The 25,882-nt window shown below is 45.1% G+C and carries 23 protein-coding genes and 3 pseudogenes; 14 read left to right on the top strand and 12 right to left on the bottom strand.

Features of this window, described 5'->3' with window-relative positions:
* The first annotated feature begins 130 nt into the window (after window positions 1-130).
* Window positions 131-904, top strand: a complete 774-nt coding sequence (locus tag QUB13_RS30410) for a hypothetical protein (RefSeq protein ID WP_442922146.1) — start codon at window positions 131-133, stop codon at window positions 902-904.
* A 35-nt stretch (window positions 905-939) separates the two neighbouring features.
* Window positions 940-1,851 (top strand): SDR family NAD(P)-dependent oxidoreductase, encoded by a 912-nt coding sequence (locus tag QUB13_RS08225; RefSeq protein WP_172191183.1) that lies wholly within the window; start codon window positions 940-942, stop codon window positions 1,849-1,851.
* A 22-nt stretch (window positions 1,852-1,873) separates the two neighbouring features.
* Here QUB13_RS08225 and QUB13_RS08230 read toward each other — a convergent pair whose 3' ends face one another.
* The 8 genes and pseudogenes from QUB13_RS08230 to QUB13_RS08260 all read right to left on the bottom strand — a co-directional run bounded on the left by QUB13_RS08230 (window position 1,874) and on the right by QUB13_RS08260 (window position 9,464).
* The gene (locus tag QUB13_RS08230) at window positions 1,874-4,666 is read right to left on the bottom strand and encodes a hybrid sensor histidine kinase/response regulator (protein WP_333380007.1); all 2,793 of its coding nucleotides are present in this window, start codon (window positions 4,664-4,666) and stop codon (window positions 1,874-1,876) included.
* A gap of 108 nt (window positions 4,667-4,774) precedes the next feature.
* A complete protein-coding gene (locus QUB13_RS08235; protein WP_333380008.1) occupies window positions 4,775-6,082 on the bottom strand; it encodes a sensor histidine kinase in 1,308 nt (435 codons plus the stop codon).
* Between the two features lie 312 nt (window positions 6,083-6,394).
* Window positions 6,395-6,838: pseudogene (locus tag QUB13_RS08240) on the bottom strand (IS1 family transposase); the annotation flags it as partial.
* A gap of 36 nt (window positions 6,839-6,874) precedes the next feature.
* A pseudogene (locus QUB13_RS08245) lies at window positions 6,875-7,872 on the bottom strand (IS630 family transposase).
* A 75-nt stretch (window positions 7,873-7,947) separates the two neighbouring features.
* Window positions 7,948-8,202, bottom strand: coding sequence for an IS1/IS1595 family N-terminal zinc-binding domain-containing protein (locus QUB13_RS30415; protein ID WP_442922147.1), 255 nt, complete (start codon window positions 8,200-8,202; stop codon window positions 7,948-7,950).
* Between the two features lie 61 nt (window positions 8,203-8,263).
* A complete protein-coding gene (locus QUB13_RS08250; RefSeq protein WP_333380009.1) occupies window positions 8,264-8,740 on the bottom strand; it encodes a GIY-YIG nuclease family protein in 477 nt (158 codons plus the stop codon).
* Window positions 8,741-8,840: 100 nt separating this feature from the next.
* Window positions 8,841-9,035, bottom strand: coding sequence for a hypothetical protein (locus QUB13_RS08255; protein ID WP_333380010.1), 195 nt, complete (start codon window positions 9,033-9,035; stop codon window positions 8,841-8,843).
* Window positions 9,036-9,077: 42 nt separating this feature from the next.
* Window positions 9,078-9,464, bottom strand: a complete 387-nt coding sequence (locus tag QUB13_RS08260) for a hypothetical protein (RefSeq protein WP_333380011.1) — start codon at window positions 9,462-9,464, stop codon at window positions 9,078-9,080.
* 183 nt (window positions 9,465-9,647) lie between these two features.
* Here QUB13_RS08260 and QUB13_RS08265 point away from each other — a divergent pair, with 183 nt between their 5' ends.
* Genes QUB13_RS08265 through QUB13_RS08280 form a run of 4 tightly spaced genes read left to right on the top strand, consistent with a single transcriptional unit; the run spans window position 9,648 to window position 15,633 of the window.
* Window positions 9,648-13,445 carry a toprim domain-containing protein gene (locus QUB13_RS08265; RefSeq protein ID WP_333380012.1) on the top strand — a complete coding sequence of 1,266 codons (3,798 nt, stop codon included), beginning with the start codon at window positions 9,648-9,650 and terminating at the stop codon, window positions 13,443-13,445.
* A 26-nt stretch (window positions 13,446-13,471) separates the two neighbouring features.
* A complete protein-coding gene (locus tag QUB13_RS08270; protein ID WP_333380013.1) occupies window positions 13,472-13,813 on the top strand; it encodes a hypothetical protein in 342 nt (113 codons plus the stop codon).
* Window positions 13,814-13,847: 34 nt separating this feature from the next.
* Window positions 13,848-14,654, top strand: coding sequence for a DNA cytosine methyltransferase (locus tag QUB13_RS08275; protein WP_333380014.1), 807 nt, complete (start codon window positions 13,848-13,850; stop codon window positions 14,652-14,654).
* On the top strand, window positions 14,626-15,633 hold the full coding sequence (locus QUB13_RS08280; RefSeq protein ID WP_333380015.1) for a hypothetical protein: 1,008 nt from the start codon (window positions 14,626-14,628) through the stop codon (window positions 15,631-15,633). Before QUB13_RS08275 ends, QUB13_RS08280 begins: the two co-directional genes overlap by 29 nt.
* A 757-nt stretch (window positions 15,634-16,390) precedes the next feature.
* On the opposite strand, the gene QUB13_RS08285 is transcribed toward QUB13_RS08280, so the two are convergent.
* Both QUB13_RS08285 and QUB13_RS08290 read right to left on the bottom strand, forming a co-directional pair.
* The gene (locus QUB13_RS08285) at window positions 16,391-16,585 is read right to left on the bottom strand and encodes a hypothetical protein (protein ID WP_333380016.1); all 195 of its coding nucleotides are present in this window, start codon (window positions 16,583-16,585) and stop codon (window positions 16,391-16,393) included.
* A complete protein-coding gene (locus QUB13_RS08290; RefSeq protein WP_333380017.1) occupies window positions 16,564-17,010 on the bottom strand; it encodes a hypothetical protein in 447 nt (148 codons plus the stop codon). Before QUB13_RS08290 ends, QUB13_RS08285 begins: the two co-directional genes overlap by 22 nt.
* A gap of 84 nt (window positions 17,011-17,094) precedes the next feature.
* On the opposite strand from QUB13_RS08290, the gene QUB13_RS08295 reads away from it, so the two are divergent.
* From QUB13_RS08295 to QUB13_RS08310, 4 genes are all read left to right on the top strand, one after another.
* Entirely contained in the window at window positions 17,095-17,430 is a 336-nt protein-coding gene (locus QUB13_RS08295) for a hypothetical protein (RefSeq protein WP_333380018.1), read from the top strand.
* Between the two features lie 150 nt (window positions 17,431-17,580).
* Entirely contained in the window at window positions 17,581-17,997 is a 417-nt protein-coding gene (locus tag QUB13_RS08300; RefSeq protein ID WP_333380019.1) for a hypothetical protein, read from the top strand.
* Window positions 17,998-18,265: 268 nt separating this feature from the next.
* A complete protein-coding gene (locus QUB13_RS08305) occupies window positions 18,266-18,898 on the top strand; it encodes a hypothetical protein (protein WP_333380020.1) in 633 nt (210 codons plus the stop codon).
* Between the two features lie 83 nt (window positions 18,899-18,981).
* Complete coding sequence (locus QUB13_RS08310) at window positions 18,982-19,296, top strand: hypothetical protein (RefSeq protein WP_333380021.1); 315 nt, start codon at window positions 18,982-18,984, stop codon at window positions 19,294-19,296.
* An 86-nt stretch (window positions 19,297-19,382) separates the two neighbouring features.
* On the opposite strand, the gene QUB13_RS08315 is transcribed toward QUB13_RS08310, so the two are convergent.
* Window positions 19,383-19,547 (bottom strand): hypothetical protein, encoded by a 165-nt coding sequence (locus QUB13_RS08315; protein WP_333380022.1) that lies wholly within the window; start codon window positions 19,545-19,547, stop codon window positions 19,383-19,385.
* A gap of 154 nt (window positions 19,548-19,701) precedes the next feature.
* Here QUB13_RS08315 and QUB13_RS08320 point away from each other — a divergent pair.
* Window positions 19,702-20,893 (top strand): annotated as a pseudogene (locus tag QUB13_RS08320) (RNA-guided endonuclease InsQ/TnpB family protein).
* An 833-nt stretch (window positions 20,894-21,726) separates the two neighbouring features.
* On the opposite strand, the gene QUB13_RS08325 reads toward QUB13_RS08320, so the two are convergent.
* Complete coding sequence (locus QUB13_RS08325; protein WP_333380023.1) at window positions 21,727-22,005, bottom strand: hypothetical protein; 279 nt, start codon at window positions 22,003-22,005, stop codon at window positions 21,727-21,729.
* 115 nt (window positions 22,006-22,120) lie between these two features.
* Between QUB13_RS08325 and QUB13_RS08330 the strand changes: the two genes are divergently transcribed.
* The 3 genes from QUB13_RS08330 to QUB13_RS08340 all read left to right on the top strand — a co-directional run bounded on the left by QUB13_RS08330 (window position 22,121) and on the right by QUB13_RS08340 (window position 25,833).
* A complete protein-coding gene (locus QUB13_RS08330) occupies window positions 22,121-23,011 on the top strand; it encodes a hypothetical protein (RefSeq protein WP_333380024.1) in 891 nt (296 codons plus the stop codon).
* Window positions 23,012-24,113: 1,102 nt separating this feature from the next.
* The gene (locus QUB13_RS08335; protein WP_333380025.1) at window positions 24,114-24,284 is read left to right on the top strand and encodes a hypothetical protein; all 171 of its coding nucleotides are present in this window, start codon (window positions 24,114-24,116) and stop codon (window positions 24,282-24,284) included.
* 1,108 nt (window positions 24,285-25,392) lie between these two features.
* Window positions 25,393-25,833 carry a plasmid mobilization protein gene (locus QUB13_RS08340; protein ID WP_333380026.1) on the top strand — a complete coding sequence of 147 codons (441 nt, stop codon included), beginning with the start codon at window positions 25,393-25,395 and terminating at the stop codon, window positions 25,831-25,833.
* The last annotated feature ends 49 nt before the right edge of the window (window positions 25,834-25,882 follow it).

Below are 25,882 nucleotides of genomic sequence, written 5' to 3' on the forward strand. Positions count from 1 at the left end.
CATATTAGTATTATGGCTCACCATGTACGCATTGTCCAGTCTTGTCCAATAAATTAATGATTAGAGGCATACCGATCAGTTTCGCCAGTTCTTCTCCCAACTTTCTTACATAATTGTGGGTACGGTGGATGTGACAGGCAGCCCCTGGGCTTCAATTCTGGTAGGGAAACCGGGCTTTGTATCAACGCCCGACGATCGTACCTTACAGATTGCAGCTAAACCCCTATTTGGCGATCCTTTCACAAATACTCTTGCCGAGCGCATCGATATCGGCTTGCTGGGAATTGAGTTCCATACCCGTCGTCGCAATCGTGTGAATGGTACTGTCACAGCAATAGACTCGGATCGCTTTGAAGTGCAAGTGGGACAAAGCTTTGGCAACTGTCCTAAATATATTCAAGCTCGGATGTTTGAGCTAATTGACCCAGATTCAGCAACACCGCAATCGATCCATCAATTCCAAATGCTTGGAGCCCAAGAACGTGCCACGATTGCTGGGGCTGATACCTTCTTCATTGCAACCGCTTATCAAAATACATCGGCAGGCATTGCTAGCGGGGTAGATGTTTCTCATCGCGGTGGCAAACCAGGCTTTGTGCGGCTGGATGATGACTGTACGCTGCTCGTTCCTGACTTCTCTGGCAATTGTCAGTTTAATACCTTTGGCAACCTAGAGTTGAATCCCAATGCAGGACTGCTATTTGTGGATTTCGATCTGGGCAACCTGCTCTATCTCACAGGCACAGCCGAAGTGATTTGGGAAGGTGCCCAAATCAATGACTACGAGGGAGCAGAGCGATTGTTTCGCTTCCACCTCGATCGCGGCTGTCGGGTAGAGGGCAGCCTCCCGCTGAGCTGGTCATCGCCAGCGTTCTCGCCTTTCCTGGATCGCACAGGTTTCTGATAAGGGCATCACTCGACATTCTTAAAGGAGCATATATGTCACTGATTAAAACACCATTCGGGCAACATTCCACCGCTGCCGAGGTGGTAAAGGGAATCGATCTTTCTGGCAAGCGGGCGATCGTCACTGGAGCAGCATCGGGCATCGGCATCGAGACAGCACGGGCACTCGCTCGTACAGGTGCTGAAGTGACCCTGGCTGTGCGTGACATCAATGCTGGTCAAAAGACAGCGGCTGACATCACTACTACTACGGGTAATGGAAACATTCACGTTGCCTTGCTGGATCTGACTGATCGAGCTTCGATCGCTACATTTGTCGATGCGTGGAATGAACCATTACATATCCTTGTCAATAATGCTGGTGTAATGGCATTGCCTGAACAATACACGTCCGAAGGCTGGGAGATGCAGTTTGCTACCAATCATCTTGGGCACTTTGCTCTGACACTCGGACTCCATCATGCACTGGCAGCGGCTGGTGCGGCACGTATCGTCTCCGTCAGTTCTAGCGGACACCTGCTCTCGCCAGTGGTCTTCGATGATATCCACTTCGCCTTTCGCCGTTACGATCCGTGGTTGGCATACGGACAGTCCAAGACTGCCATTGTCCTTTTCGCGGTTGGTGCAGCCTCACGCTGGTTGAAGGATGGCATTACGGCTAATGCTTTGATGCCGGGGGCGATCGCGACCAACCTTCAGCGCCATGTGGGTGGGATTCAGACACCACCAGAGCGGCAGAAAACACCGGAACAGGGTGCTGCCACCTCAGTTTTGCTGGCAACCTCCCCCTTGCTGAAGGGCATTGGCGGTCGCTACTTCGAGGATTGTAACGAAGCCGCGATCGTGCCTCGGCGAACCGAAGACTACAGTGGCGTTGCACCCTATGCTCTCAACTCGGACAACGCCGATCGCCTCTGGGAGGAATCGTTGCGCCTGCTTGCCTGACCGTGTTTTTAAACAGCGGTAATTAATCCTTTTGCTTGTATTGACTAATAAAAGACTTTAGCTGTTTTTCTTGAAACTTTTGAGCAAATTCACACAACTGCTCAGCAAAAGGAATAAAATTGGCATCCAAATTTTTTAAATGTTCGGCTTGTTTGATAATCGCTTTCAAATTGCCTTTCATAATTAAATCATAGAAAATATCAATTTCTTCTGGGGGTGGAGGAACTATAGCCGCAGCCGACGATAAGGCGCTATCTCGTTTAATACTTTTGGCAGGGGGAGGAAAGACTTCAACTAACTGTTCGTAGAGCCAAGATAGCCCTAAATGTCTGTGCAACAATCTAAATAAATCAGAAGCTTCTACAGGTTTGGGAAGAAAAGCATCCGCCCCAGCATCTAAACTATTGTGCTGGTCAGTTTCAAACACTGAAGCTGAGGAGACAATTATTACCATATCTTTCAATTCTGGCAATTGATGGAGATGGCGCATCAACTCAAATCCATCCATTACTGGCATTACCAAATCGGTGATAATCGCATCGGGAATTAACGAACGAGCTTTCTCTAACCCCTCAAGTCCATTGGCAGCTTCAAAAACTTCAAAACCCATAGGTGAGAGCAAATTAACAATCACAGAGCGATTTTCCCACCTGTCATCAACCACCAGAATTTTCCGCTTGCTGCCTTGATAGCCCACAATTGTTCCTTTTGATTTAACGACAAGTGCAGTCTTCCATTCGGCGCTAGAAGGCAAATCCAAATCAAACCAGAATTGACTCCCTGCCTGTGGCTTGCTGGTGACTTTAATGCTACTGCCCATAATTTGGACAATTTTGAAGCTAATTGCCAATCCCAATCCCGTTCCTTCTGCCATGCGCCCCGTGTCGCCTACTTGCTCGAAGGGTTGAAATATCTTTTGAATTTGTTCAGCACTCATTCCCACGCCTGTATCTTCAATTTGAAACCGAATTTTGTCGATCGCACTTAGTCCAGTCGATTCAGATTGAAGCGCTACTGACTCAACTACCGCGACTTTAAACGTTACGCTGCCAGCATCCGTAAACTTAATTGCGTTGCCCAAAAGGTTAATCAACACTTGCCGCAATCGTTTTTCGTCCGCGTGAATGCTGTTTGGGAGTGATGGGGAAAATTGGCAAATAAAAGAGACGCTTTTTTCTTGAGCTTTTAAGCTACAGATTTCGCTGACTGCTTGAAGAAACAAAGGAAAATGAAATTCTGTGGGATGCAGTTCCATTTTTCTAGCTTCTATTTTCGATAAGTCTAAAATATCATTAATCAGCGTTAATAAGTGAGAGCCGCATTGGTAAATGATGTTAATAGATTTGAGTTCTGTTTTTGGAAAGATGGGCGATCGCATCAAAATTTGAGCGTACCCCAAAATACCGTTGAGCGGCGTTCGCAACTCGTGGCTCATATTCGCCAAAAATTCGCTCTTGGCTTTGTTGGCTACTTCCGCAGTTTCTTTAGCTTCTTTTAATTCTGCTGTGCGTTCCTCGACGCGGATTTCTAACTCACTATTAGTTTTTTCTAAGGCGGTAAAAGACTCACGCAACTGACGAGCCATTTCGTTAAACGAATTGGCCAGCAAGCCCAGTTCTTCGATATCATTCACCTCAACTTTTTGTTCTAAATCGCCGCTCGCGATCGCTCTACTTGCATCCCTCAAACGCAGAATCGGGTTGGCTATCCAGCCAGAAGTGAAAATTCCGAGAGTGATAGCTAATCCTAACGCTAAAAGACACAGCAAAATGGTAGTGTGGGTGTTGGCATTAATTTTATCCATAAAGTCGGCTTCGGGGATGGCGACTACAATTAGCCAGTCCAAACCTCGATCGTCGCGCAGAGGAGTTACTTGAATAAATTCTCGCCTCCCGTCCCTCTCAAAATCAAGTTGTTGGCTGCTGTTAATTTGGTGCAGGTTGCCGAAGCGTTCTTGTAACTTCTTTGCTGTTAGTTTAATTAAGAAATTATTGCTTAATGAGGCTTTAATTCGCTCTGTTTCTTCACCCTTAATCACAAATACGGGATCGAGGGTTGAGGTACTCACCAGCATTTGCTCCCGATCCATAATGAATGCTTGTCCCGACTGACCGATTTTCAAGCGGCTGAGATATTTATTAAAAGGAAGGAAGAGGATGTAAGTGCCAAGTACGCCTTGAAGATTGCCAGACTTGTCGTATAAAGGCTGCGCGGCTGTGATCCCCAGTTCTTTACTTCTAAAATCAGCGTAAATTTCACTCCAAATCGGTTTGCCTGCGTTCGTAGCAGCCGTATACCAAGGCCGCGATCGCGGATTGTAGTTGGTAGTAACTCGCAGTAACTCGCCTCTATTTCCTTCTTTATTTGTCAAATAGTTATACAACTTTCCGGCAGTTAAGCTATTCATGCTCCCCACCTGAAACTCACCGTTATCTATACGTTTAGCTAGGAAAAAATCTTTGCCTGAAGCGCTGCTGTAAAAATTAAAAGAAACTGTGGTAAAGGCTTGAAGTTGATTCCATAGGTGGAGTTCCAGACTGCGAGCATTTTCTACGTCTACTTGACCTGAGTTAATAGCATTAGCATTGACTTGATTAACCAAGTGGGCAGTAGCTACATAAGCTTGAAGGCGTTCGGAGATGCGATCGCTAATTTCACTCCGTAACTCTGCGGCCACCTCGTTAACAGCTTTCTGTCCGTTGCGTAGGGAAAGCCACCCCACAAGCCCAACAGCCGCGAAGATTTGTAGGACAAAAGGGATGACCAGGACTCCACGCAGGGGAAATTTTCGGGAGCGATCGGCAGTTGGGCGCATAATAGAATTCTTAACCCAGCAAGTACCTTATTATAACTCCCAACACCCTATCGGTAACGTATCTCACACAACATTAATTCACAAGATTGAATGAATATTTCTTACAATCTATGACTGCTTTATCGGTATTTCGACAGAGAACTCTGTCCCCTGACCGGGTACTGAAGAGCAACTCAGTTGACCCCCGTGTTTCTCCACCACAATCTGATAACTAATACTCAATCCCAACCCCGTCCCCTTCCCAGTTGGTTTTGTGGTAAAAAAAGCTTCAAATAACTTAGACAGCACCGACTCTGGTATCCCAGGGCCATTATCAGCAATTCGGATTCGGATAAAATTGTCGTTGACTAATTCTGTGCGAATTGAAATGGTAGGATTTCGTACCGCCTCCCCTGTTTTCTCCTCAAAGGCATCAATTGCATTGGCAATTAAATTCATAAAGACTTGATTAATTTGTCCGGGATAGCATTCAACTAGCGGCAATTTGCCATATTCTTTAACTATCTCAATAGCCTTACTATTGCCGCAAGCTTTCAGCCTGTACCGCAAAATTAACAGGGCACTCTCTAGCCCTTCGTGAATATTTACTGCTACCTTAGTAGACGTATCCGTTCGGGAAAAATTTTGCAAAGATACACTAATATTGCTAATTCTATCAGCTCCTACCTTCATAGAAGTAATCATATTTGGCAGGTCTTCTAGCAGGTAATCTAGCTCAATTTCTTCAGCATGAGCGGTAATCTGAGGTACTGGATTAGGATAATGTTGCTGATAGGCTTCTAAGTGGCTGAGTAGGTCTCTGATATAGTCAGAAGCGTGGTTGAGATTGCCGAAAATAAAACTGACGGGATTGTTAATTTCGTGAGCCACCCCAGCCACTAACTGGCCCAAACTGGACATTTTTTCAGTTTGCACTAATTGAACTTGAGTTTGTTGTAAGTTATGTAAAGCCTGGGATAATTCAGCCGTTCGTTCTTGTACGCGCTGCTCTAGTTCCTGATTTTGTTTTTCAATTTTCTGAGTCAAAAAATGCAATTTTAGATGCAGTTTAACGCGAGCTAAAACTTCTTCTTGCTGAAAGGGTTTAGTTATATAATCCACTGCCCCTAAAGACAGACCTTTAACCTTATCAACGGTGTCAGACAGAGCGCTCATAAAAATCACGGGGATGTCAGCAGTTAAAGGATTTGCTTTCAGGCGATCGCAAGTTTCAAACCCATCTATCCCCGGCATCATTATATCCAACAAAATTAAATTAGGGAGTGCATAGCCCACCTTTTCAATAGCACTTTCTCCATCTTGTGCCACCCAAACCTCAAAGGAGGCATCATCCAACAAATTATAAAGTACCCCTAAGTTATTAGAGTTGTCATCTACGATTAAAACAATATCTTTCTTTTCAGAATCGGTGTTCATTTATTTGGCTCTTCATTACATATGATGCTTAACTTGTAATTAAGCATCATAACGCTTGCTGTACAATAAGGGTTCTAACCGTAGATCGCCCGTATTCTTAGCCTCAAACGCTAAAAATAATGACTACACTTATTACCTAGCGAAGCTTTTAGGCTAGCGGACAGGTCTGTTTAGCATACCAAGTAAGGAAGAACCGGAATGTGGTTTAAAATACCAAATTGCAGCAGTTTCACTTACCAAAAGGCTGTCCCCGGTAGTCCCCTGAAGGAAAGGAGCGACAGAATAAAACTGAATTCAAAGAAAAGTAGACATTTAGAGTTGTAAATTAGCATTGTAATGATGTACAAAGCGCCAAATTGCAGCAATATGATTTTCTAATTTTTTAGAGAAGGCTAAGCTCTTTCTTACCAGTCGAGACACTCGTTGTCGAATAGTACAGTTGAAGCGCTCGATATAGCTAGTAAAACCACTATCTTTATCTACGCTATGATGACGAATGCTTGGCAATACAGAATCATAAGCACTCCAATGGTCGGTATAAATTACTGCCGACTGACGGTACACTGGTGGCATTGAATTCCATAAAGATTGAGCCGATACTGCGCTACGATCTCCAATATGTACACCAACAATTTCCCTAGTCTGGGCATCCAATGCCAGCCAGACCCACTGCTGATTTCCTTTACTATCAACAAATGACCATAACTCATCCATCTGAACATTCAAGCGCTTTTTTTCTTTGGGAGTCACCTCCACTTGCTTCTTAACAGCAGCCGCTTGGCTATTAAGTAGTTAATCAAAATCAATTACATAATTATCTCCAAAACTTTTAAGAATTATTTCGACAGATGAAACAAGAGATTGCCAGCTAGAGTAGGCATCTATTTCGAGCCATTCATATTTTATAAACCGCCACAAAATCTCAATTAAATTCAATTCAGGTGAATAAGTCGGCAATTCAAATATAGTTAAGCCACGTTCTTTCCATTCTTCAATTTTATCTAAAATGGCATTGCTAGTATGAATAGAAGCTTGATCTACTACAATAAATGTTGGCCGCTTTACCACAGCAAAGAAAGTATCACTTGCAGGCTATAATGACATCAGAATTAATTGTCTGCTCTGAAACATAAGCATGAAGAATATTTTGCCGATTCATGATTCCTAAAACATTTAAACGCTTAGTTCTACGACTATCAATTGACAAATATTCACCAATATCTTGCCATCCATAAGGGACACAAGGGATGCCACAAAATCCGGATTAATCCAAATAGTATAAATCAATTTTTTCCTCATCTTCTAGTTGTTTTAATTCTGACAATTTTTGTTTTTTTTCCTTGTATTCTATGGGGTCTGGCTTTCCCCCAACACCTCGACGCATCCTATGCCAACTCATATTTTTTTTTGATTATTCTCTTAATTGTTTCCGTACTTGTATTAATAGACCATTCTTTTTTGATTTTTTGTACTACTTGCTTTAATTGTTTTGGTTGCAATTTTACCCAATCTTTAATTTGATCAGATTCTGCCGAATTAAAGGTTTTTTTTCTGCCTCTACCTGGTTTATTGTATAATCCGAGCATTCCCTCATTCTCCCATCGATTCAACCAATTATACATGGTCTTATAACTAATTTTAAATATTTTCAGCAGTTTTTTATTTTTGAAGTCTTGTGAAACCAAAATTAAAAACTGTGCTCTTTGGCGCACTTGATGATGTCTGCTTTCGCGATAAATTCGATTTAGCAATTTCAACGAAAGTGGATTGATGTCTCGAAGTAAAAACATATAAAATTTCCTTGAATACGATTCGATATTTTTAGTATATCATATTAGTTGTTTTGTGTAATTAATTTTGTTGAGCTACTTAACGTATCGCTGCACTGTATCTTCTGACACTTGAAGTACCCGAGCAATCCCTGCCTGAGAAATACGTTCAAGTAGCATCCGTGACATTAACTCTTTTTGTTCTTCTGTAATCGGCTTCCAGGCAGGATTTAAAACAAATTGACGACCACATTCTCGACATTTAAAATTTTGTTTGCCATGCCGAGTTCTACCGTTCCGACTAACTTCTTTTGAGCCACAATTAGGACAATGAGGAATCTCTACTGTCATATCACACTATGGTAAACACTTCTCTCTAATAGTAACTTACTCGCTCCTTTCCTTCAGGGCACTACCGCTGTCCCCAATATTGCCAGCATTCTTTGTTAAAAGGTGATTTCCACTTATAAATAAGCTCCAATTCCAGTTGCAGCCGCTGTTGGCGATTGCTCGGTGCGCCGTACCAAAATGCTATAGCTACACTCACATCCAGGGAATAACGTCGGTGTAGTTCGATGTAGTTGCCAATGTAGCTGTGGCAGTAGTGGTTCGCCCAGCGCTGTTTGGGAGTGCGGTGCGTTTCTCCTACGTACAACAACAATGGGAGCGCGTTATCGATAACGAAGTAGAGACAAGTACGGTCGCCCCAATCCGGTTTATCGCAGAATGAAAGGTTGTGCAATTCCAAGGTAAACGGGTCTATATTGTTGGGGTCACAGGGATTGGGTGTTAGCTCGAACAGCGTTCCCTGTTGCGGTTGTTCGGAGGCAGCAGATTGTTGGTGTTCAAAGATGCGCTGTTTCCAAGAATGCAGGGCATCAGAATTCATCGTTAGTGGAGTCTGTCGAGCTACAAAGTTTGGTTTAAATTCAGGGAAAAGTTCGAGTTGGTTCACAGGGTTATCAAATATTTAATTTAATCAACTAATGCTACGCCACTTTCTCCATTTCCACCGCTGCCAAACGAGCTTGGAGTACGAGTAAATTCACCGGGTCGATGCCGATGCTAAAAGTCATTAGTTTCATAGTTTCGGGAAGATATTGACTCAACTCGCTCTCAACCAGGCTGGAATACACTACCAACTCAAATTCATTGAGCGCTTTAGCTTTACTGTTTTGCACCATTTTAAAATAGAAGCTCTTGCAAAAGTTGATTCGACTAACAATTTATGACGCAGCCTTGTTCTGCGATTCCCTCAAACGCCTCATCATCAACAACATCGCTTGGTTTTCTTCAGTCTCGTCTTTGAGTTCGGATAAGGCGCGTTCTATCCTCAACAGCGGATGTTCTTCTCTTTCCCTTTTCTTCTTCTCAAAAACATTCTTTTGAGGGCTAACGATGCGAACCACCTCCGCACACTCGCTGCGTGGGCGCAACTGAGCAATCGCCTGAATGCACCGCCACAGTAAATCGCTCGATAAATCCTGCTTCCCCTGCCGCACCCTACTCCAAGTCTGGGGCGAAATGCTCGATAAATCCGCTAGGTCTTTTCCGTGTATGTCGGCCTGTTCGTCGCAGAGCCATTTCAATAGGGGCGTTTGGGGTTCAGCCATAGTAAAGATTTATCAAGAATGATTAACAATATTGTTTACCAACGGTAGAATAACTAAACGGAATTGCTAAGACTTTCTACCTATAGGGTAATTCAAAGTTAGCACACCTGCCAACAAACAAAAAAACAACCCGTTGCACACTAATGCGCCGGGTCAATTCAATTTAAATATTGGAGTTCTATCATGACAGATATTTCAGAAAATAGCAACACCCCAGCTAAAAATGTCAGCTTATTGAGGTTTTGGGAGCAGGAGGTGCTGCCCCGACTCACGGCTGACTTGGTGTACGACCATCCAGCGCATCAATTCCAGCGCAGTACCCAGAAGTGGCGGGGAGGCAGCCCTTTCAGAAAAAGTAAATCAGGAACTTCGTTTGCGGTGTGGCCCGATACTTTACGCTTTTACGATGCGGGATGCGAGTTTGCCGGCGACCCCATCGCTTATGTCCACAGTATTAAGGTGAATCGCTGGGAACATCCCAAGGGCATTGATTGGGTGGAAGCTTTGCGGGATGCAGCATCAAGGGTGGGAGTCACGCTACCCGAACGCGAACATACTCCCAGGGAAATCGAAGTAGCTTTGAAGTGGGAAGCGCGCCGGGGGATATTGGCTGCGGTGTACGCTCAGTGTCGGGATTGGCTGTGGAGTGAAGAAGGAACCAGCGCCCTCAACCATCTGATTGCCGAAAGGGGCATGAGTCGAGAAGCGATCGCTCAGTTGGGATTGGGCTATTACCACAGCAAGGATGAAGTTGCAGCAGCGCTCAAGGAGCAGAACCACAGCTTAGAGATTGCGGAAGAGGCGGGCGTGTTGACCCGCAAGTGGGAAGGATACGTTACTTTTCCCTGGCACACGGCATGGGGTCAACCGCTTACGGTGTACGGTCACTGTCCTACAAAACCTTTGCCTCTCAAAAAGCATCATCGGGGATGGAAGGGCGAGAGGGATGCAGCTTACCGGGCTTGGGGGAAACTCTCGGAAGCTCAGAAACTAGAGCAACCTTGGCTGGAACCGACCGTGCCTAAGAAGTACGCTTGCTGGAATCCCAAGGATGAGGAGGGCGCGTGGTTGGCAACCAAGGAATCACCGCTTTACTTTGATAGGGCAATCGCTGCGGGTCACAAAGAAGTGGTGGTGGTCGAGGGCGTTACCGATGCAGCGGTGGCTCAAGCATTGGGAGATACCAGAGCTGTGGCTTGTGTAGCTGCTAGTTTGTCGGGAGAGCAGGTGCAATCACTACGGCGTTCGGGTATCGAGAGAGCGGTGATTTGCCTCGACCCGGATAGCGCCGGAGATAAGGGGATTGAAAGCTGCATCAAATCTTTGATGTTGGCGGGCATCGTTCCTTACGTAGCTCCCCGATTGCCTGTGGGTGAAGATGGAGATGGCGACCCCGATAAGTTCATCATCCGCAATGGCATCGATGCTTGGCGGTCACATACCAACTTAGAACAAGCGACTCACGGGTTGAGGTGGAAAGCCCGACAAATAGCAGCTAGCTCTGGGGGTGACACCGATGCGGACAAGCAAGCAGTGCTCCTAGAAGCGACTAAGTGGGCAACCCATATCAAGGATGCAGCAGCGCTGAGCATATTCTATTGGCCGACTGTTGGTGAAGCGTTGGGTAGTTCACCGCCACCCTGGTTAGTGGAATTCGGTAAAGAATTGGATGCGGGCAATCAAGACCATTCAGAGCAAGTTACTAAGTGTCCAGACCGCAAGCGGGATGCGTTTTATCGAAACCTATGCGACAAGTTGGGTCTGGACTTTAATTACTACACCAGGGGGCGCACCTTTGATGACTTTACGGTAAGGAAGGTATTCGGAACGCATTACAAAGCGATTAATAACGCCATGTATCAATACACCGGGGCGGGGTGGTGGCAGCGACAGGATGAAAAACGGTGCGAACACGCGATTGCAGCAGTCAGCGAAAAGGTATTCAAACTCAGGCAAATAAACAAGTGGGAATGGGAGGAAACGTTTCCCTTTTCTAGTGAAAGCTGCACCAACTCCGCATTCAAGTACGCCATGAAGCGCCTGTACATAGAACCTCCACAACACAGGCACTTTAGAGCTTTTCAGAACGGCACCGTGGATATGAGAACGGGGGAACTCCTGCCCCACGACCCCACTCGCTACCTCACTTCTGCCATTGAATCGGATTACGTTCCCAATCGCCCTTGCCCCCAAGTTTTCCTGGATTTCATCACTTCTGCTTTTGGTGAAGACCAACTGGATGCGGTGAGAGCCTACACTTCGATGCTGATTGACCCTACCGCACCCTACGGCAAGTTTATTCACATCATCGGACCTTCGGGTTCGGGTAAGGGAACGTTACTCAGACTCTGGGGCGAAATCTTTGGGTTGGAGGATTCCCATTCGGGCGACTTTGTAGAGTTGAGCAATCCAGAAGCGCGGCACCAACACCTCACGGGTAAATCTCTGTACACCATTCCTGACACCGGGGGCTACATCACCGGGATTCGACCGTTTTATGAATTGGTGGATAACGGTAAACTTTCGGGTCGCAGCCTTTATTCATCCTGCGGGTACACCAAAGAGTGGAACTGCCGCTTTGTTGCAGCTTCCGTTGACCACCTGCAAATAGAAAACGCGGGTGATGGTTGGGATAGACGTTGTTTGCCATTGCTGTCGAAGGGGCGGGAAGGATTGGAAGACCCCTACCTGCGCCACAAACTTTCGGCAGTGAAGGCGGATATCGTATCCTGGGCGTTGGCAATGCCCAAAAGCGAACGCGATGCCGTATTGCTGCAACCTTCCAAGAACAGTCGCATCCGCCTTGCCAAACTTGATGCCGCTACCTACGGCGACCCAGTACGCAGCTTCATCGATTTGTGCTTCCGACCTACTGAAAGTGTTTCCCAAATCCAGAACCACGAACTGCACAGTTGGTTTATCGCTTACTGCAAAGCGCACGGCTACTCGGACAACCGGGGCATGAGCAAGTTCATCGCTCACTTAAAAACAGTAATCCCCCAACACCACGTAGCCCGACAGCGCAAAGATGGCGAGTTGCAACCCGCTCACTGGACACACATCACCCTATTACCCGGTGTCATGGTCGATGTTTCCCTCGCTGATGATGCTTCTAACGGCTACCAGGGTAAACCAAACCAACACCCCGAACCCGAATGGCGGTGTGCCAAATTCCGCTGCTCAGAAGGCGGTTTGCTGGCTTTTGAAGAATGGAACGAACAACAAAAGATGGGCAACGCTATCCCTGATTTGAGTCAACCAAGCGATGGGGGCATAACGGGATGTGACACCGCACCGCCTGCATCGCTAAGCAACAACATCGCGTTAACTCCAGGGGGTTTGGATAGCGATTGGGGTACTTCCTCAACCGAGGAAAGGGTGGAAGATGTTCCGCATCAACGAGACACCTTGCCTCAGAAAATAGGTGAGGAGTTGCTCTGTGCCCAGATATACCCCACTCCTCCCACTCGCTTGCTCGATATCGGTGAATGGGTATCCCAGTTGTCCGAACTAGCCAACCGATATGACACCACCTACGAAGCGGTGAAGGGATTGGGCGTACCGAATCACCAACGCCCTGAAATCTTTGCTGCACTAACACCCCAAGTAAAAGAACGGCTTAAGGAATTGAGGGCAAAGTTTGAGATACGGATTCCCCAGGATATCGATAAGTGGAAGCAGGCAATCGCAGCTTGGTCGATGTTGGATGCAGAAACTCTGAACGCTCAGTGGGAACAGTTTGATTTGTGGAGTCAATGCTTGTTGGGTATCGGTAATTGGGTGGAAAGCATTGATAAATCAGGATTGTTTGACCTTGCTGCATCGGTGTATACCCAAACAATTGAATCGGCTATAGAAGCATCTCAAGCTATTGTGGATGTCGAACTACCCAATACCGGTGCTGCAACAAATATTGAACCAAAACAGCTCAATTTGTTGCCAGAAATTCAGCCACCTTTAGAACCTGAAAATAAATTTTAATCCGAGTCATAGAATTGGTTTTAACCATGAATAACAACTGCCTAAACTGTGGTTCACCTAACATTTATCGCCTTCATCCGCATAGCTTAGATATTTCCTGCGACAGTTGTAATTACCGATGGCAAGCCAAACAAGTTTTGGCTCCAATTCTTCAACAAAAGTTCTGGCTCAGCAAACCTTTAAAAGGGTTTCATTATGTCGAAGTGTGGCGCTCATCAAACAATCCCCAGAAGTTCGCCTATCGATTGGCTTATAGTGCTTCGCTCTATGGTGAGTTAAAGGGTGAATTCGATACGCCAGAATTCGCGTTAGAAGCGGGACTTAAGGATGCTAAAGGAGTGCTAGCACCCACCGAACAACCCATTTAATAGTGCCATGCACTCATCCAAGGAAGTATCAACCATGATGCGAACGCTTTCACTATTCAGCGGTATCGGCGGTTTTGAGCTAGCATCCACCGCCATAAATTGTTTCAAAGTCGAACAGTTTGTAGAAATCGATGAGGATGCTCAATATGTACTCCGACAACACTATCCACACATCCCAATCCACAGCGACATCCGAACTTTTAGCGCAGCCCCAGGACAATACGACTGCATTTGGGGAGGCTTCCCCTGTACCGGTACAAGCAACGCCGGAAAGCGAGAAGGATTGGCTCACCCAGACTCAAGTTTGTGGTGGCAAATGCTCAGAATTATCCTTGAAGCTAGACCCAGCTTTGTGGTTGTCGAGAATCCAGAAGGCTTGCTCGTCCGAGGAGGTAGAGAAGTCGTTGCCTCTTTGCGAATGGCGGGATATTGTTGCGAAGACCCGCTCCTCCTATCGGCAAAGGAAGTTGGAGCTGGGCATCAACGAAACCGAGTCTTTATCATCGCTTTCCTTCAGAACTTTGCACAGCAGCAATACAAGCACCAATTCAAATCCTGCGGGGCTGACGAAATGCGAGCAATCGCTCAGGAAGCTAGGCATAATTTCCCCATTCCACTATTTGTCCGCGATGGGAATGGAGTTGATATTTGGATTCCCCCTGGGCTGGACGGATTGCCTTGCCACCAGAACATCACTATCTCCGACTTTGGAGTCAAGAGCAAAACCAAAGGTAGAATCCGAGCCAGATACACATTCGCTAAAACAGTCATGCCAGGACAAGCTTACATTGCCCTCAAACGGGTGCAGCATCTTGCCAAAGCTTTCGGAATTATCGATTGAAAACATCACTGAGTTTGCATTATCGGGACTGGCTATTAGCTTCGGTAAAACGCTGCCGTACCTTACTTGCAAAACGGTGACTCGCCGCGCTTGGAAGAACAGCCACGCCAAGAAATTTATTAACGCTTTCCAGCAGAATAAGCTAATCAAAGCTTTGGATAAAGATATCCGCTATAAAGGCAAACAAATCGGTTGGTGTCGGTTGCTCTGCGCTCCCTACAAAGAACAACTTTCGGTCATGCCCGATGCAGATTTGCAGGCTGAAGGTGGAATGTGTTCATCAGTCGCAGAGTTCGTCAAATGCTACTTTAAAGGCAACAGCACTCAGGAAGTTTGGGTAATTCGCTTTGAATTTGTGGCAATGGATCTACTAGCATCAACCAATACTCCCGAACTGCTTGGTGTATACTCTGACTCTGAAACTAAAGCTGATAGCAACTCTCACATTAGCTCAACAAATGATAGTATACACCAAGCCTCATTAGCTCCCCTTGGTGTATACCCAACACTTGAGCCTAAAACTAACAGCAACTGTGCCTTGGCTTTATCAACTGATGGTATACACCAAGCCTTACCCAACTATCACACAGTTCCTGGTATAGACCAAAATAGCGGCAAGCAAGTTAATACCAACGCCGCCATCTCTTCACCAGTCGATAGTATACACCAAATCTCAACACCAAGTCTTGGTGTATACCCCAGCTATGGCAATCAAAGTGACAGTAATACGACAAAGGATTCACTAGCCGAGAGTATACACCAAACGCCTGTAGTTCAGGGTGGTAGCGGGTTGGTGTACAGTTTTTGGAAGGGTGAAAGCATAGTAAATCATTATCGCTACAAAGTTAAAATTAACGGTAAGTGGCAGGTGAAAAGTATCTACATTCCTGTGGGGAAGCTCCCTAAAGTGAGAGAAGCTATAGCCAACAAATTAGGAGTAGCTGCGATAGTGGTTGAGGTGTTGGGTAAACAATTGTGATTGATTGTTCCCTCTTTTTCACACCAGGCGGTAGCTTTTTCTTGGGACTCTCTTAGCTCTTTGATTTCTTTACAATTCATTCAACATCTATCCACATCACTCGATTCGTTGGTGTAGTCCATTCCTGCGTTGCTTCACCTCTCACCATTATCGGGGGTCTAACCCCTTATTTTTAGTGACAAGGCGATCAGGGCATTGTGGGGGGTCTAACCCTTGATTTTACCCTGATCGGCTAACATACCACGCTAAATCAATACTTTAAGGATTATCAAGGTGATCAGGGTACATCGTAGGGCGTCACCCCTCATTATGCCCCGATCGCTAAAAACACAACGTAAAATCAAGGGTTTGAAGAGTGCGATCGGGGCGATCGGGGCGATCGGGGTACTACTCCCTAAAAAAATAAAGGGGTAGGGGTAGTTCCTCACAACAACAGACACCCCTTAATAAAAAAGGTGAGGAGTTAGCGATCGCCCCGATCACCCTGATCGTCACCCTCAAACCCATATAACACTAGGAATTGAGAAGGCGATCGGGGCATCATAAGGGGTGACTGGCCTGGAATGGATAACAGCAGGAATGCGGGGTACGTGCTGTGCTGCGATAAAATTGATAGCAACTCTTTCGTTACTTGGCAAACAAGCAGTATACACCAAACTCTATTAAAAGCCTTGGTGTATACTAGAGCGCTCACATAAAAGCTAATAGCAACTTCCCAATTACTTGACAAAATGTGAGTATACACCAAGCTCCATTATTAGGCGTTGGTGTATACTATCTGGGAATAGAGGAGAGAGCGGCATTGTGCTAAGTAATGGCGATCGCGGTTGTGGATAATCAAAGGAAGAGCGCGAGAGTGGTGAACAACGGTGTAGGTATTGTGAGTCAGATAGCGCGCAGGTATGCCCAAAGTATCTTCGATTAAGTGTTTCAGTTCGGTGTGGAATAGCACTTCTCGAACGTACCCCACCGCGTAATTATGCCATCACTGTAAGCAATACCCGCATGATTCCTCGATCGCCCCGTGATAGCGCTAACCACCAAAGTGTGGCGAATGAGTTGGTAAGCCTGAATGAGCACTTCACACCGCAGTGCGGGAATTTCAATGGTGCTCAGAACGTAAAGCAACGTCACAACATCAGCCGCTCTTTTGGGAGTGCGGGGGAAGTAGTAAGGGTCGTAACCGCGAGAACGAAAATTCATTGCTTGGAGGAAGCTAACATCATCACCGCGACCGCATCCATAATCCAAGTGTGCGTGATGGGGTAATAGAATCCACGCATCAACGGTAGCAGCCATAGGTAAGCTCAATTCCTGGCGTTTTAGTGCAGCTTTGTGTCGGGGTACTGTCAACTGATCGGCGTTTTTTAAGGTCATTGCAAGATTCAATTATTAATATAAACTCTATAAATATTTTAAATTTAATGCTACCGCATGGCTGAAAACAATAGGGATTAAGCTATGCTCTACGCTTTAATTAACAAAACAGGCATTCATCGGTTAGAAGTTGCACAAAAGTTGGAACTAGCCGACCTACAAAACCGAGTCGGCGTTGAAGGTGAGGATGCGTATATAGAATACCTGTGCCATCAATTCACTGACCCCAACATCGACCTAATCTGTGACGAGGAATTCTTGAACAAGGAATTAGCCTTAACCTGCATCACCCGCCGAAGTATTGCACTGCGCGGTCAAGTAATTGCTGCTGCTTGTACCGAAGACGGCGATACCATTGGACTAACCGAAGCTCAGTTTCAATTAGTTGCCGCTAATCTAACTTTTGTGCTAATCCTCTAATCAATCATGCCCCAAGTGCGGACTTGGGGCGACTCCATTATTTTAAATAGAAAATGATTGTTTCAGGCTTAATGTTAAAATAAAAAGCAAATTAATTTAAATAAAATAGCTATCGCTAGGGTAGACAAATAGTAAGTTAGAGAGGTCATCATGCACTGCAACCTAGGATTATATTGCCCTCAAATGGGTTTAGATGAATGCGGTGAGTGCATCAACAAAGAACTGTGCCATGAATATACAAAAGCCTGGAATATATACGAAATAGTGCGACTCAAAGGATTACCAGGCGCGGTGTATCTGTGTTGGCATAGCAGAGATGTTCATATCGAATGGGCTGATGAAAAGTGGGGTTTTAAGCACCTGAATAACTGCGATTGGTTGCTGCACTACACCGCATCATTAAACTCTTTTGACCAATGGCAACACGCCTATTACAAACTCAGCTCTAGAAACAACACCAAGTACGTCCGCACTGAATTATTTGATGAGTTTGAAGCGTTGAGAAAGCAGGTAGACACCGAATATGGAAAAAGTCAAGAAAGCAGCGCTCTGATTCTCTTTGAATAACAGAAGCCAAAACAATGACAAGAAAGATTCACAACCTCCTCCGAAAAGCTTGTTTCGTAAAATGCCGCAATCCTTGCCATCACGAACGAGGCTACAGCTTAAAGCATCATAAAAACGCAGCCCGCATCCAAGTTTACTTTAACTCGTTTTAGTTGTTAGATGAGGCAGACCGACTTTTGCACACCCAAGGAATAAGGGTAGTGAAAAGCTTACCCCACCAATCTCAAGGCTGTTTTCTTTCTATTGAACTAAACCAGGAGCCACAACAATGATAGGAACGCACTTTATCGAATTACCCGTACCAATGCCACCCATGTTACCTGAAATGGTAGGAGCCAACAACACTCAATACTTTGCTCTTTACTATCAAGGAAGCAAAGCCACATGGAGCAACGGTAGGGCAGGAAGTACCTTCAGTTACTACGCCGTGTACGCACCTTTAATCGAACACATAGCCCTAGCAATTCACTTAGAACCGTACAACTTAGGCGCCGATGATGAGCTGCCAGAACACGCTATTTTATGCGACTGCGCTTTGAATAAAATGTATGTCGGCGCGTACAAAGAAATCGATTATTTCTTGTTGCAGCAGCATTCCGATGAGTTACCCAAGTTATCGCAACAAGAGTTTGAAGTAGCCGTAAAAGCGTTAGAAGATATGAGCTTAGCGCAGATGCAAAGTTTGGGAATGTTCGAGATGTTCGGCAACACCAACCCCCAAGCGCGCCAACAAACTGCAGAGTTAGTGCATTGGTTAGACCGACAAATCACCGAAGAATTGATACAGCAGTACATCCAATCAGCAAATCGGGGTAATTGGACAGCGATGATGGCATTAGAGACTCTCAAACGCAGAATCTTGGAAGCTAAGAAACAGCAACAGCAACTTGATAGCAATTAAAACACTGATGCCGGGAAGTATCCATATTACAGCCCCGGCACGGGTACAAACTACTGAAAGTTTATTGAAGTCGGAGTTAGCCCATGAAGCGATTAACTTGGAGAGATAAAGCTATCCATAGCATTGCCAGCGCTCTTCTGGAGTACGAAGCTCAATGCTTGTTAATGGGAGAAGCAATGGAAGGGAAAAGCGCTAAGAAATGGATATCCAAAGAGCGCTACCCCTTCGGCTTTAGGGAATACACGCCCTATCGGATATGGCTCCAAGAAGTTGCCAAAATTCCCTATTTCATTAGCACGGGATGGCCGGCAGTATCTTATTTGGGATGGCGTAACGGATTATCAAAGCGCCACCGAAGAAGCAATGCAGCCAACGACGGGCAACTCAGCTTGTTTTAAGTAATAGTCGGGCTGAGTGCAATGCTTCGGTGAGATACGCCGATCGCTAATCTTGCCCTAACGCTACATCGCAACCGTTATTGTTTCTAGGTTTGTGGGGTTTGCATCCGAGAAAGGGGATTGCAAGCGGGACACAGCAAGCGGTTGTTGTGGAGCTTCTTAAGTTTGCGTTCTTGGTTCCACCCGCCATCCCAAGTCCTCACCAACACCAACTCGCGCCCTTGCTCCACTTTGCCTTGGTGTTCCTTCAAGCGTTAGCGAAGCCCTCGAAGAGGATCGCCCACAGGTTTATCAAGAAACTGGGTTGAAAACCCCGTCCTTATAGGACGGCTTTAATTGTAACCTTTTGTTGTATAAGTCAATATCTTGTGCCGACTGAGGTAGCATAAATATGGAGGTAAAACAATGCTAGTTTTTGAGTTCAAAGCATACGGAAAACCAAACCAGTTCAAAGCGGTAGATGAAGCAATTCGTACCGCTCAATTTGTTCGCAATAGTTGTTTGCGCTATTGGATGGACAATCCAAAAAAGAACAAATATGATTTGAATAAATACTGCGCGGTACTGGCAGCAACTTTTCCGTTTGCCGACGAACTCAATTCCCAAGCAAGACAGTCGAGTGCTGAACGCGCTTGGACTGCTATCTCCCGGTTCTATGAAAACTGCCAGAAAAAGATTCCTGGTAAAAAAGGCTATCCACAGTTCCAAAGAGACTGTCGTTCAGTTGAATACAAGGCAACTGGATGGAAGCTTGCAGACGACAGAAAGTCGATAACCTTCACTGATAAAAAGGGTATTGGTAAACTCAAACTAAAAGGTACACGCGACTTGCATTTCTACTCCTTCACCCAAATCAAAAGGGTGAGATTGGTGAAACGTGCGGACGGTGTATACGTCCAACTCTGTATTGATGTTGACAGGAAGGAAAATACAGAGACAACTGGGAATACCATTGGGTTCGATGTTGGATTGAAAGAATACTACACTGATTCAAATGGAGTTAAGGTTGAGAACCCTAGATTCCTGAGAAAAGGGGAACATATTCTCAAGCGTAGTCAACGTCGAGTATCCAGAAAAGTTAAAGGTTCAAAAAACAGAGGCAAGGCTAGGCAGATTCTAGGCAAACGCCACCTCAAAATAAGTAGGCAGCGCAAAGACCATGCAGTAAAACTTGCAAGGTGCGTAATCTCATCAAACGATGTAGTCGTCTACGAAGATTTGAGAATCAAAAACATGGTGAAGAATCATTGCTTAGCTAAGTCTATTAACGACGCTTCTTGGTATCAATTTCGTGTTTGGCTTGAATACTTCGGAAAAGTATTTGAGCGCGTGACGGTGGCGGTAAATCCGCAATATACTAGCCAAGAATGCTCGCGTCTGCGGTGTAATTGTCAAGAAAACGCTATCTACAAGAACGCACGTTTGTAAGTGCGGTTGTGTTTTAGATCGTGATGAAAATGCAGCTAGAAACATCCTAAGTCGAGGATTGGGTACGGTAGGGCATACCGGAACCTTTGGTCTTGAGCCAAGTAACGCTTCGGGAGAATTGACCTCTACTGTTGTTGGAGAAATCCTGCCTCAGCAAGTCGGCTCGTAGATCGAAGAATCCCCATGCCTTCAGGCTGGGGAGTGTCAATGGTGCTCCCAAGTAATGAGAAGCCGTACCTCTGGGATTGCTCAAATTGCCGATAACTGGCTGCCTGGGGTGCTGCTGCTTGAAATACATCAAGAAAAGACAGGGCTTTTTTGTCCCCCACAAGAACATAGAACGCAGACTTTGCATTTAGCTGCATAGGCAGACACAGCCTTGTTGTTCAGCCGGTGTGCATAACGGCTGTGGCGCTGCCAATTTTCTCACACTTTTAAAACTTGATTTATAAATCAACATACGTGTCGTAACTTGACTATTAAATCAATTCACTTGTTGTTAAAAACGCTAAAAATTGGCTAATTTTTGTGCGCTCTAAAGTCAGGTGTTTGCAGTAATAAATCAGGCAAGTGCTGTACAAAATTAGTAAGAATACAGGTATTTGCAGGGACTGCACTTTACCTGTATTTACCTGCAAATATCCCGCAAACGCCTGACTTTATACAACACTTGCCTGACTTTTTGTGTTGTTTCTGCTTTTACCTGTTGAAGCTGGTTATGGCTGGTTATGGTTGTTTTTGATAGGTAGCAAGCAATGTTTTTGTCCGTACAAAGCTTTATTTATTACTTTAAAATAAAAATGATGCGCCCTAATGAATGCGGCATCCTAACCGCAACATAGGGTTTAAGACTTGCTTAAGCTTTAATTACAAATGTAGTTACTTGTGCTACGAGCTAAGTTGAATATTCTATCGACTCACTTGCTCAAGCTTGTGCTCTGTTGAAATCCAAACTGCTAATATCCAATTTTCGACTCTTAGCTATCTTTGTGACTGATAAAGCTATGGTCGATGTTGAATTTGCTGAACCCAACCTACAAGCAAAAGCGATCGATAAAATGGCGAGTTAAGTCCAAGCTCGATCGTCCGACAGCGAGCATCGACATCTTTACTAGCTGCAAAATCGCACACAGAATAGCTGGACACGATCGCGTCAGGCATCGGCCAATGCCGAACTACACCAACTGGCTTGCGTCTTGTCTGGTGACGCTCCATCATAAAGCCGGCGAACCTGTACACTAACTGACTCGCTGGGTGTTTCGATTCCAATTGCGATCGCATATAGCTGTTGTTGCAGCAGTTCGGACATCAAAGATATTACTTTTTTTGCATGACCTGAAAAACTTTGACTCTGCAATACAATTGTGGAACCTATGCCCTCGAACGAGATTGTATCATGCCGCCAATGCCAACAGTCACAGTCAAGTCAGGATACAAGCCCCAATCTATTGATACCAGCATTGAGGTGGACGTGCTGATGTTTCAGCTATTGCGGCAGTTAACGCCCCAACAAAAAGTACAGCGGACTTGCGCTTTCAATCAATCGGTCCGAAAGATGGCAATATCGGGAATAAAGAACCAGTATCCCAATGCAACTGAGGCAAAAGTTCGGCAAGAATTTATTAAAAGGTGCTTGGGCGCTGAGTGGATAAAAGCTTTATCAAATAGCAAAGATTGGGGTGAACTTGTGATTGCAGATCCGATCGAATTAGCGCAAAAAATAGCCGACATCTTGCTACCGCTGAATATTCCCTATGTGGTGGGAGGTTCGGTGGCGAGTTCGCTGCTGGGAGAAAACAGGTCAACGCAAGATTTGGACTTAGTAATTGACCTGGAAGCGCGAACAGCACAGAGGCTAATTGATGCCATGTCAGGCGAGTTTTACATCAGCGATTCGGCTGTGAATGAAGCAATTGCTAAGTCAAGAACAGCACCCCGCGAATCGTCTTTCAATGTCATATATTTGCCTTCTATGGAGAAAGCGGATATTTTTGTGATGAGCAGCGATGACCATTTTTCCACTTCGGTGATGAGTCGTCGCCAACTTTACCCTATTAGCGGTTTAACAGAGGAGGGAATCTACATCTACTCGCCTGAAGATATCGTCCTGCAAAAACTCAGTTGGTACAAACTAATTCCTGGCGGTTCTCAAAAGCAGTGGAGGGATGTGTTGGGAGTTTTGAAGGTGCAAGGGGAACGACTGGATATCGCTTACTTAAACCAGTGGGCTCTTACACTCAAACTAACAGATTTGCTCTCTGGAGCGCTGCTTGAATCAGGGCATTAAGAGTCGGCATCGCTTCCAAAATAGAAGCTTTCATTGGTAGAAGTGGGGGTAACTTTTATTTTAGTTCTGATATTGAAGACATCGTGGCATTGCTCGACGGGCGTTTTAGTTTGTTCGAGGAAGTGCAGCAAGCTGACGAAGAAGTGAAAGCATTTTTAAGTAGCTACACAAAATCAATTACATCAAGACTCCTTGCTGGGCAAGGGTTTCACGCGAAATATTGTGTAATTAATTTTGCACAACTACTTATCAGGGTGGTTTCGAGCCGAGCTGGAAAATCTGTGCGAAATCGCGCCTGCTTTCCTCTCACCCGTTGCTAAAATTTCAGGTCGCTCTCGCTTGCTCTTGCAAAGAATTGAAAGGCTGGCGATGGTAGTTTAGTAGTTGACTGCTAGCAATAGACGGCAGCGGACACTCGATAGAGGTAAGCCTTACACTCGCAAACAGCTTGGCGGGCGAGCGCAAAAACCAGATAGTCCAGCCTCAACTTTATGGCTGGCATAGTGGGTACTACGCTACAAAATCGCTTCATAAATTTTAGCTGCCTGCCAATTTTCTTACACTTGCTCAACTTGATTTTTAATTCAATTCCGATGCCATAACTTGACTATTAAATCAATTCGGATTTTGTTAAAAAGGCTAAAAAATAGCTAATTTTTGGGGAGTGTCAAAGTCAGCTAAAGTCAGGCGTTTGCAGTACAAAGTCAGAAGTTTGCTGTACAAAGTTAGTGAGAATGCAGGTATTTGCAGGGACTGCACTTTACCTGTATTTACACGAAAATATCCCGCAAAAGCCTGACTTTATACAGCAAACACCAGACTTTTTGTGCTGTTCCTGCTTTTACTTGTTGAGGCTGGTTATGGCTGTTCTTGATAGGTAGCAAGCAATGTTTGTGTCCGTACAAAACCTGACTAATGCGTGCAGACAAAAAATCATGCACCCTTATGAATGGGGCATCATAGGTGTTAAGTAGCTTGATTTTTACCCGCTCTTCGATTGTGCCGGCTGCTCACATTGCTCCTGTTGTTGTGACAACTTCGTAGCAGCACAGGCATCAATTGCCACAACTTTCCCGTCACACCTGGGTAGCGAGCGATCGGCTTGAGCGACAGCTCGATCGCCCACGACGGAGCTCATAGAATCAAACAGGCTCACGACTACCCATCTCGCGCCGTAGCTTCAGCTATTGAGAAGGATTTTGTGGCGGCAATCGACGCGGGCCTTTCTTGCATCAACCGATGTTTTGGCGATCGTCGGCAAGGCGCAATTTGAAGAGTTTAAGCAGCTAAAAGGTGAGGGGCGAGCTCATAAAAACGCATAAAAACGCATATTGCCGAAAGTTTTCCTAGGTCTGCCACTCTTTGATTTTCCCTTGCTGACCACGAAGAAACCAGGGGCGATCGGCTTGTTGGGCAGTCTGATTGCTCCTGGTTGATTCCCCGGTAAATCGATAGGGAATAAGAAATTACTATTTCTATAAATGGATAAGCGGGGAAATTTGATTTCCTTGACCGGCGTTGCAACGATCGCAGACGCTCTCGCCCTTAAGACACCTACTTAGGGTCTGCTCTTAACCTGCCTTCATACCAACAGTTTAGCCGATTGCAAAACGCGGGCCCGACAACAGCAATTTATGCAACTGTCAAGGCTGACATAACGGCTGCTACGCTGCCAAATTTTTCGCACTTGCTCAACTTGATTTTTTATTCAATTCCGATGCCAAAACTTGACTATTAAATCAATCCAAGTTTTGTTAAAAACGCTAAAAAATAGCTAATTTTTGGCGAGTGTCAAAGTCAGGCAAGTGCAGTATAAAGTCAGGCAAGTGCAGTATAAAATCATGGAGATTACAGGTATTTGCAGGGGGTGCACTTTACCTGTATTTACACGAAAATATCCTGCAAATGCCTGACTTTTTCGGTCAAATTACTGCTTTTTTGTGCAAGGACTGCCTTTGCTTGTTGAGGCTAGTTATGGCTGGTTATGGCTGTTCTCTCTCGGTAGCAAGCAATGGTTTTGTCCGTACAAAGCTTTATTTATTACTTTTAAATAAAAATAATGCACCTCATGAATGCGGACTTCTAGCCGCCTGGTCAGGTTTAAGACTTTCTTAAGCTTTAATGACAAATGTAGCTAACTGTAATACAAATTAAGCTGAATATTATACAGCTATAAGAAATCAGAGGGAGAAAGTAGCTGACAACGCCCTCGACTGTAGAGCAAACACTTTAAGCAAATGGATCGATTGTCATTTATTGAGTAGCGCTCGCAACCAGTTATCCTCAAATGGCGGGGGTAACATTACGCCCCTATTTTGCTCTTTTGGGTGAAGATGAAAGTAGTTATATATTTATAAAATGAGATAAACTCAACTATTCTCATGGCTATGAAGCTCAATAAATTGCCTCAAAATCAGCTCAATCAGTCAAATCAGCTCAATCAGTCAAATCACAGACTTTCGAGTCGGCTGGAACTGAGATTGTCTGACTCTGACTACAATCAAATTAAAGCAAAAGCCGAGCAAGTAAATTTGAGCATGAGCGACTTCATGCGCCGTGCAGCTTTGAGTCGAGCCATGCCGCGCCCTCTAGCTGCATTCGACTTAAAAGCCTATCAAGTGTTATGCAAGATTGATGCCCAATTGAGAATTGCAGGAAACAACCTCAATCAAATTACTAAAGCTTGCAATAGTGCTGTGGCATTGGGAGAACCAGTTCTTGTCAATACAGGACTCTTAGAAAGCGTACAGCAACTCATTCGAGAAAACGGGGGTGCAATTAAAGCTATAGTTGCAAACCTCGCCAAATCTACAGTACGCTAACTATTAACCAGCCTGGGCTTTACCGCCTGAGCTATCGATTCAAGCAACT

Origin of the sequence: Microcoleus sp. B4-D4 (assembly GCF_036705185.1) — a bacterium.
Classification (GTDB): domain Bacteria; phylum Cyanobacteriota; class Cyanobacteriia; order Cyanobacteriales; family Microcoleaceae; genus Microcoleus.

What these genes read in the sequence shown, in the direction of transcription:
- QUB13_RS08295 (WP_333380018.1), top strand. Translation starts at nt 17,095, where the DNA reads ATGCTCTACGCTTTAATTAACAAAACAGGCATTCATCGGTTAGAAGTT.
- QUB13_RS08230 (WP_333380007.1), bottom strand. Translation starts at nt 4,666, where the DNA reads ATGCGCCCAACTGCCGATCGCTCCCGAAAATTTCCCCTGCGTGGAGTC.
- QUB13_RS08290 (WP_333380017.1), bottom strand. Translation starts at nt 17,010, where the DNA reads ATGACCTTAAAAAACGCCGATCAGTTGACAGTACCCCGACACAAAGCT.
- QUB13_RS08225 (WP_172191183.1), top strand. Translation starts at nt 940, where the DNA reads ATGTCACTGATTAAAACACCATTCGGGCAACATTCCACCGCTGCCGAG.
- QUB13_RS08255 (WP_333380010.1), bottom strand. Translation starts at nt 9,035, where the DNA reads ATGGTGCAAAACAGTAAAGCTAAAGCGCTCAATGAATTTGAGTTGGTA.
- QUB13_RS08340 (WP_333380026.1), top strand. Translation starts at nt 25,393, where the DNA reads ATGGCTATGAAGCTCAATAAATTGCCTCAAAATCAGCTCAATCAGTCA.
- QUB13_RS08300 (WP_333380019.1), top strand. Translation starts at nt 17,581, where the DNA reads ATGCACTGCAACCTAGGATTATATTGCCCTCAAATGGGTTTAGATGAA.
- QUB13_RS08310 (WP_333380021.1), top strand. Translation starts at nt 18,982, where the DNA reads ATGAAGCGATTAACTTGGAGAGATAAAGCTATCCATAGCATTGCCAGC.
- QUB13_RS08330 (WP_333380024.1), top strand. Translation starts at nt 22,121, where the DNA reads ATGCCGCCAATGCCAACAGTCACAGTCAAGTCAGGATACAAGCCCCAA.
- QUB13_RS08265 (WP_333380012.1), top strand. Translation starts at nt 9,648, where the DNA reads ATGACAGATATTTCAGAAAATAGCAACACCCCAGCTAAAAATGTCAGC.
- QUB13_RS08270 (WP_333380013.1), top strand. Translation starts at nt 13,472, where the DNA reads ATGAATAACAACTGCCTAAACTGTGGTTCACCTAACATTTATCGCCTT.
- QUB13_RS30415 (WP_442922147.1), bottom strand. Translation starts at nt 8,202, where the DNA reads ATGACAGTAGAGATTCCTCATTGTCCTAATTGTGGCTCAAAAGAAGTT.
- QUB13_RS08260 (WP_333380011.1), bottom strand. Translation starts at nt 9,464, where the DNA reads ATGGCTGAACCCCAAACGCCCCTATTGAAATGGCTCTGCGACGAACAG.
- QUB13_RS08235 (WP_333380008.1), bottom strand. Translation starts at nt 6,082, where the DNA reads ATGAACACCGATTCTGAAAAGAAAGATATTGTTTTAATCGTAGATGAC.
- QUB13_RS08250 (WP_333380009.1), bottom strand. Translation starts at nt 8,740, where the DNA reads ATGAATTCTGATGCCCTGCATTCTTGGAAACAGCGCATCTTTGAACAC.
- QUB13_RS08325 (WP_333380023.1), bottom strand. Translation starts at nt 22,005, where the DNA reads ATGCGATCGCAATTGGAATCGAAACACCCAGCGAGTCAGTTAGTGTAC.
- QUB13_RS08275 (WP_333380014.1), top strand. Translation starts at nt 13,848, where the DNA reads ATGATGCGAACGCTTTCACTATTCAGCGGTATCGGCGGTTTTGAGCTA.
- QUB13_RS08305 (WP_333380020.1), top strand. Translation starts at nt 18,266, where the DNA reads ATGATAGGAACGCACTTTATCGAATTACCCGTACCAATGCCACCCATG.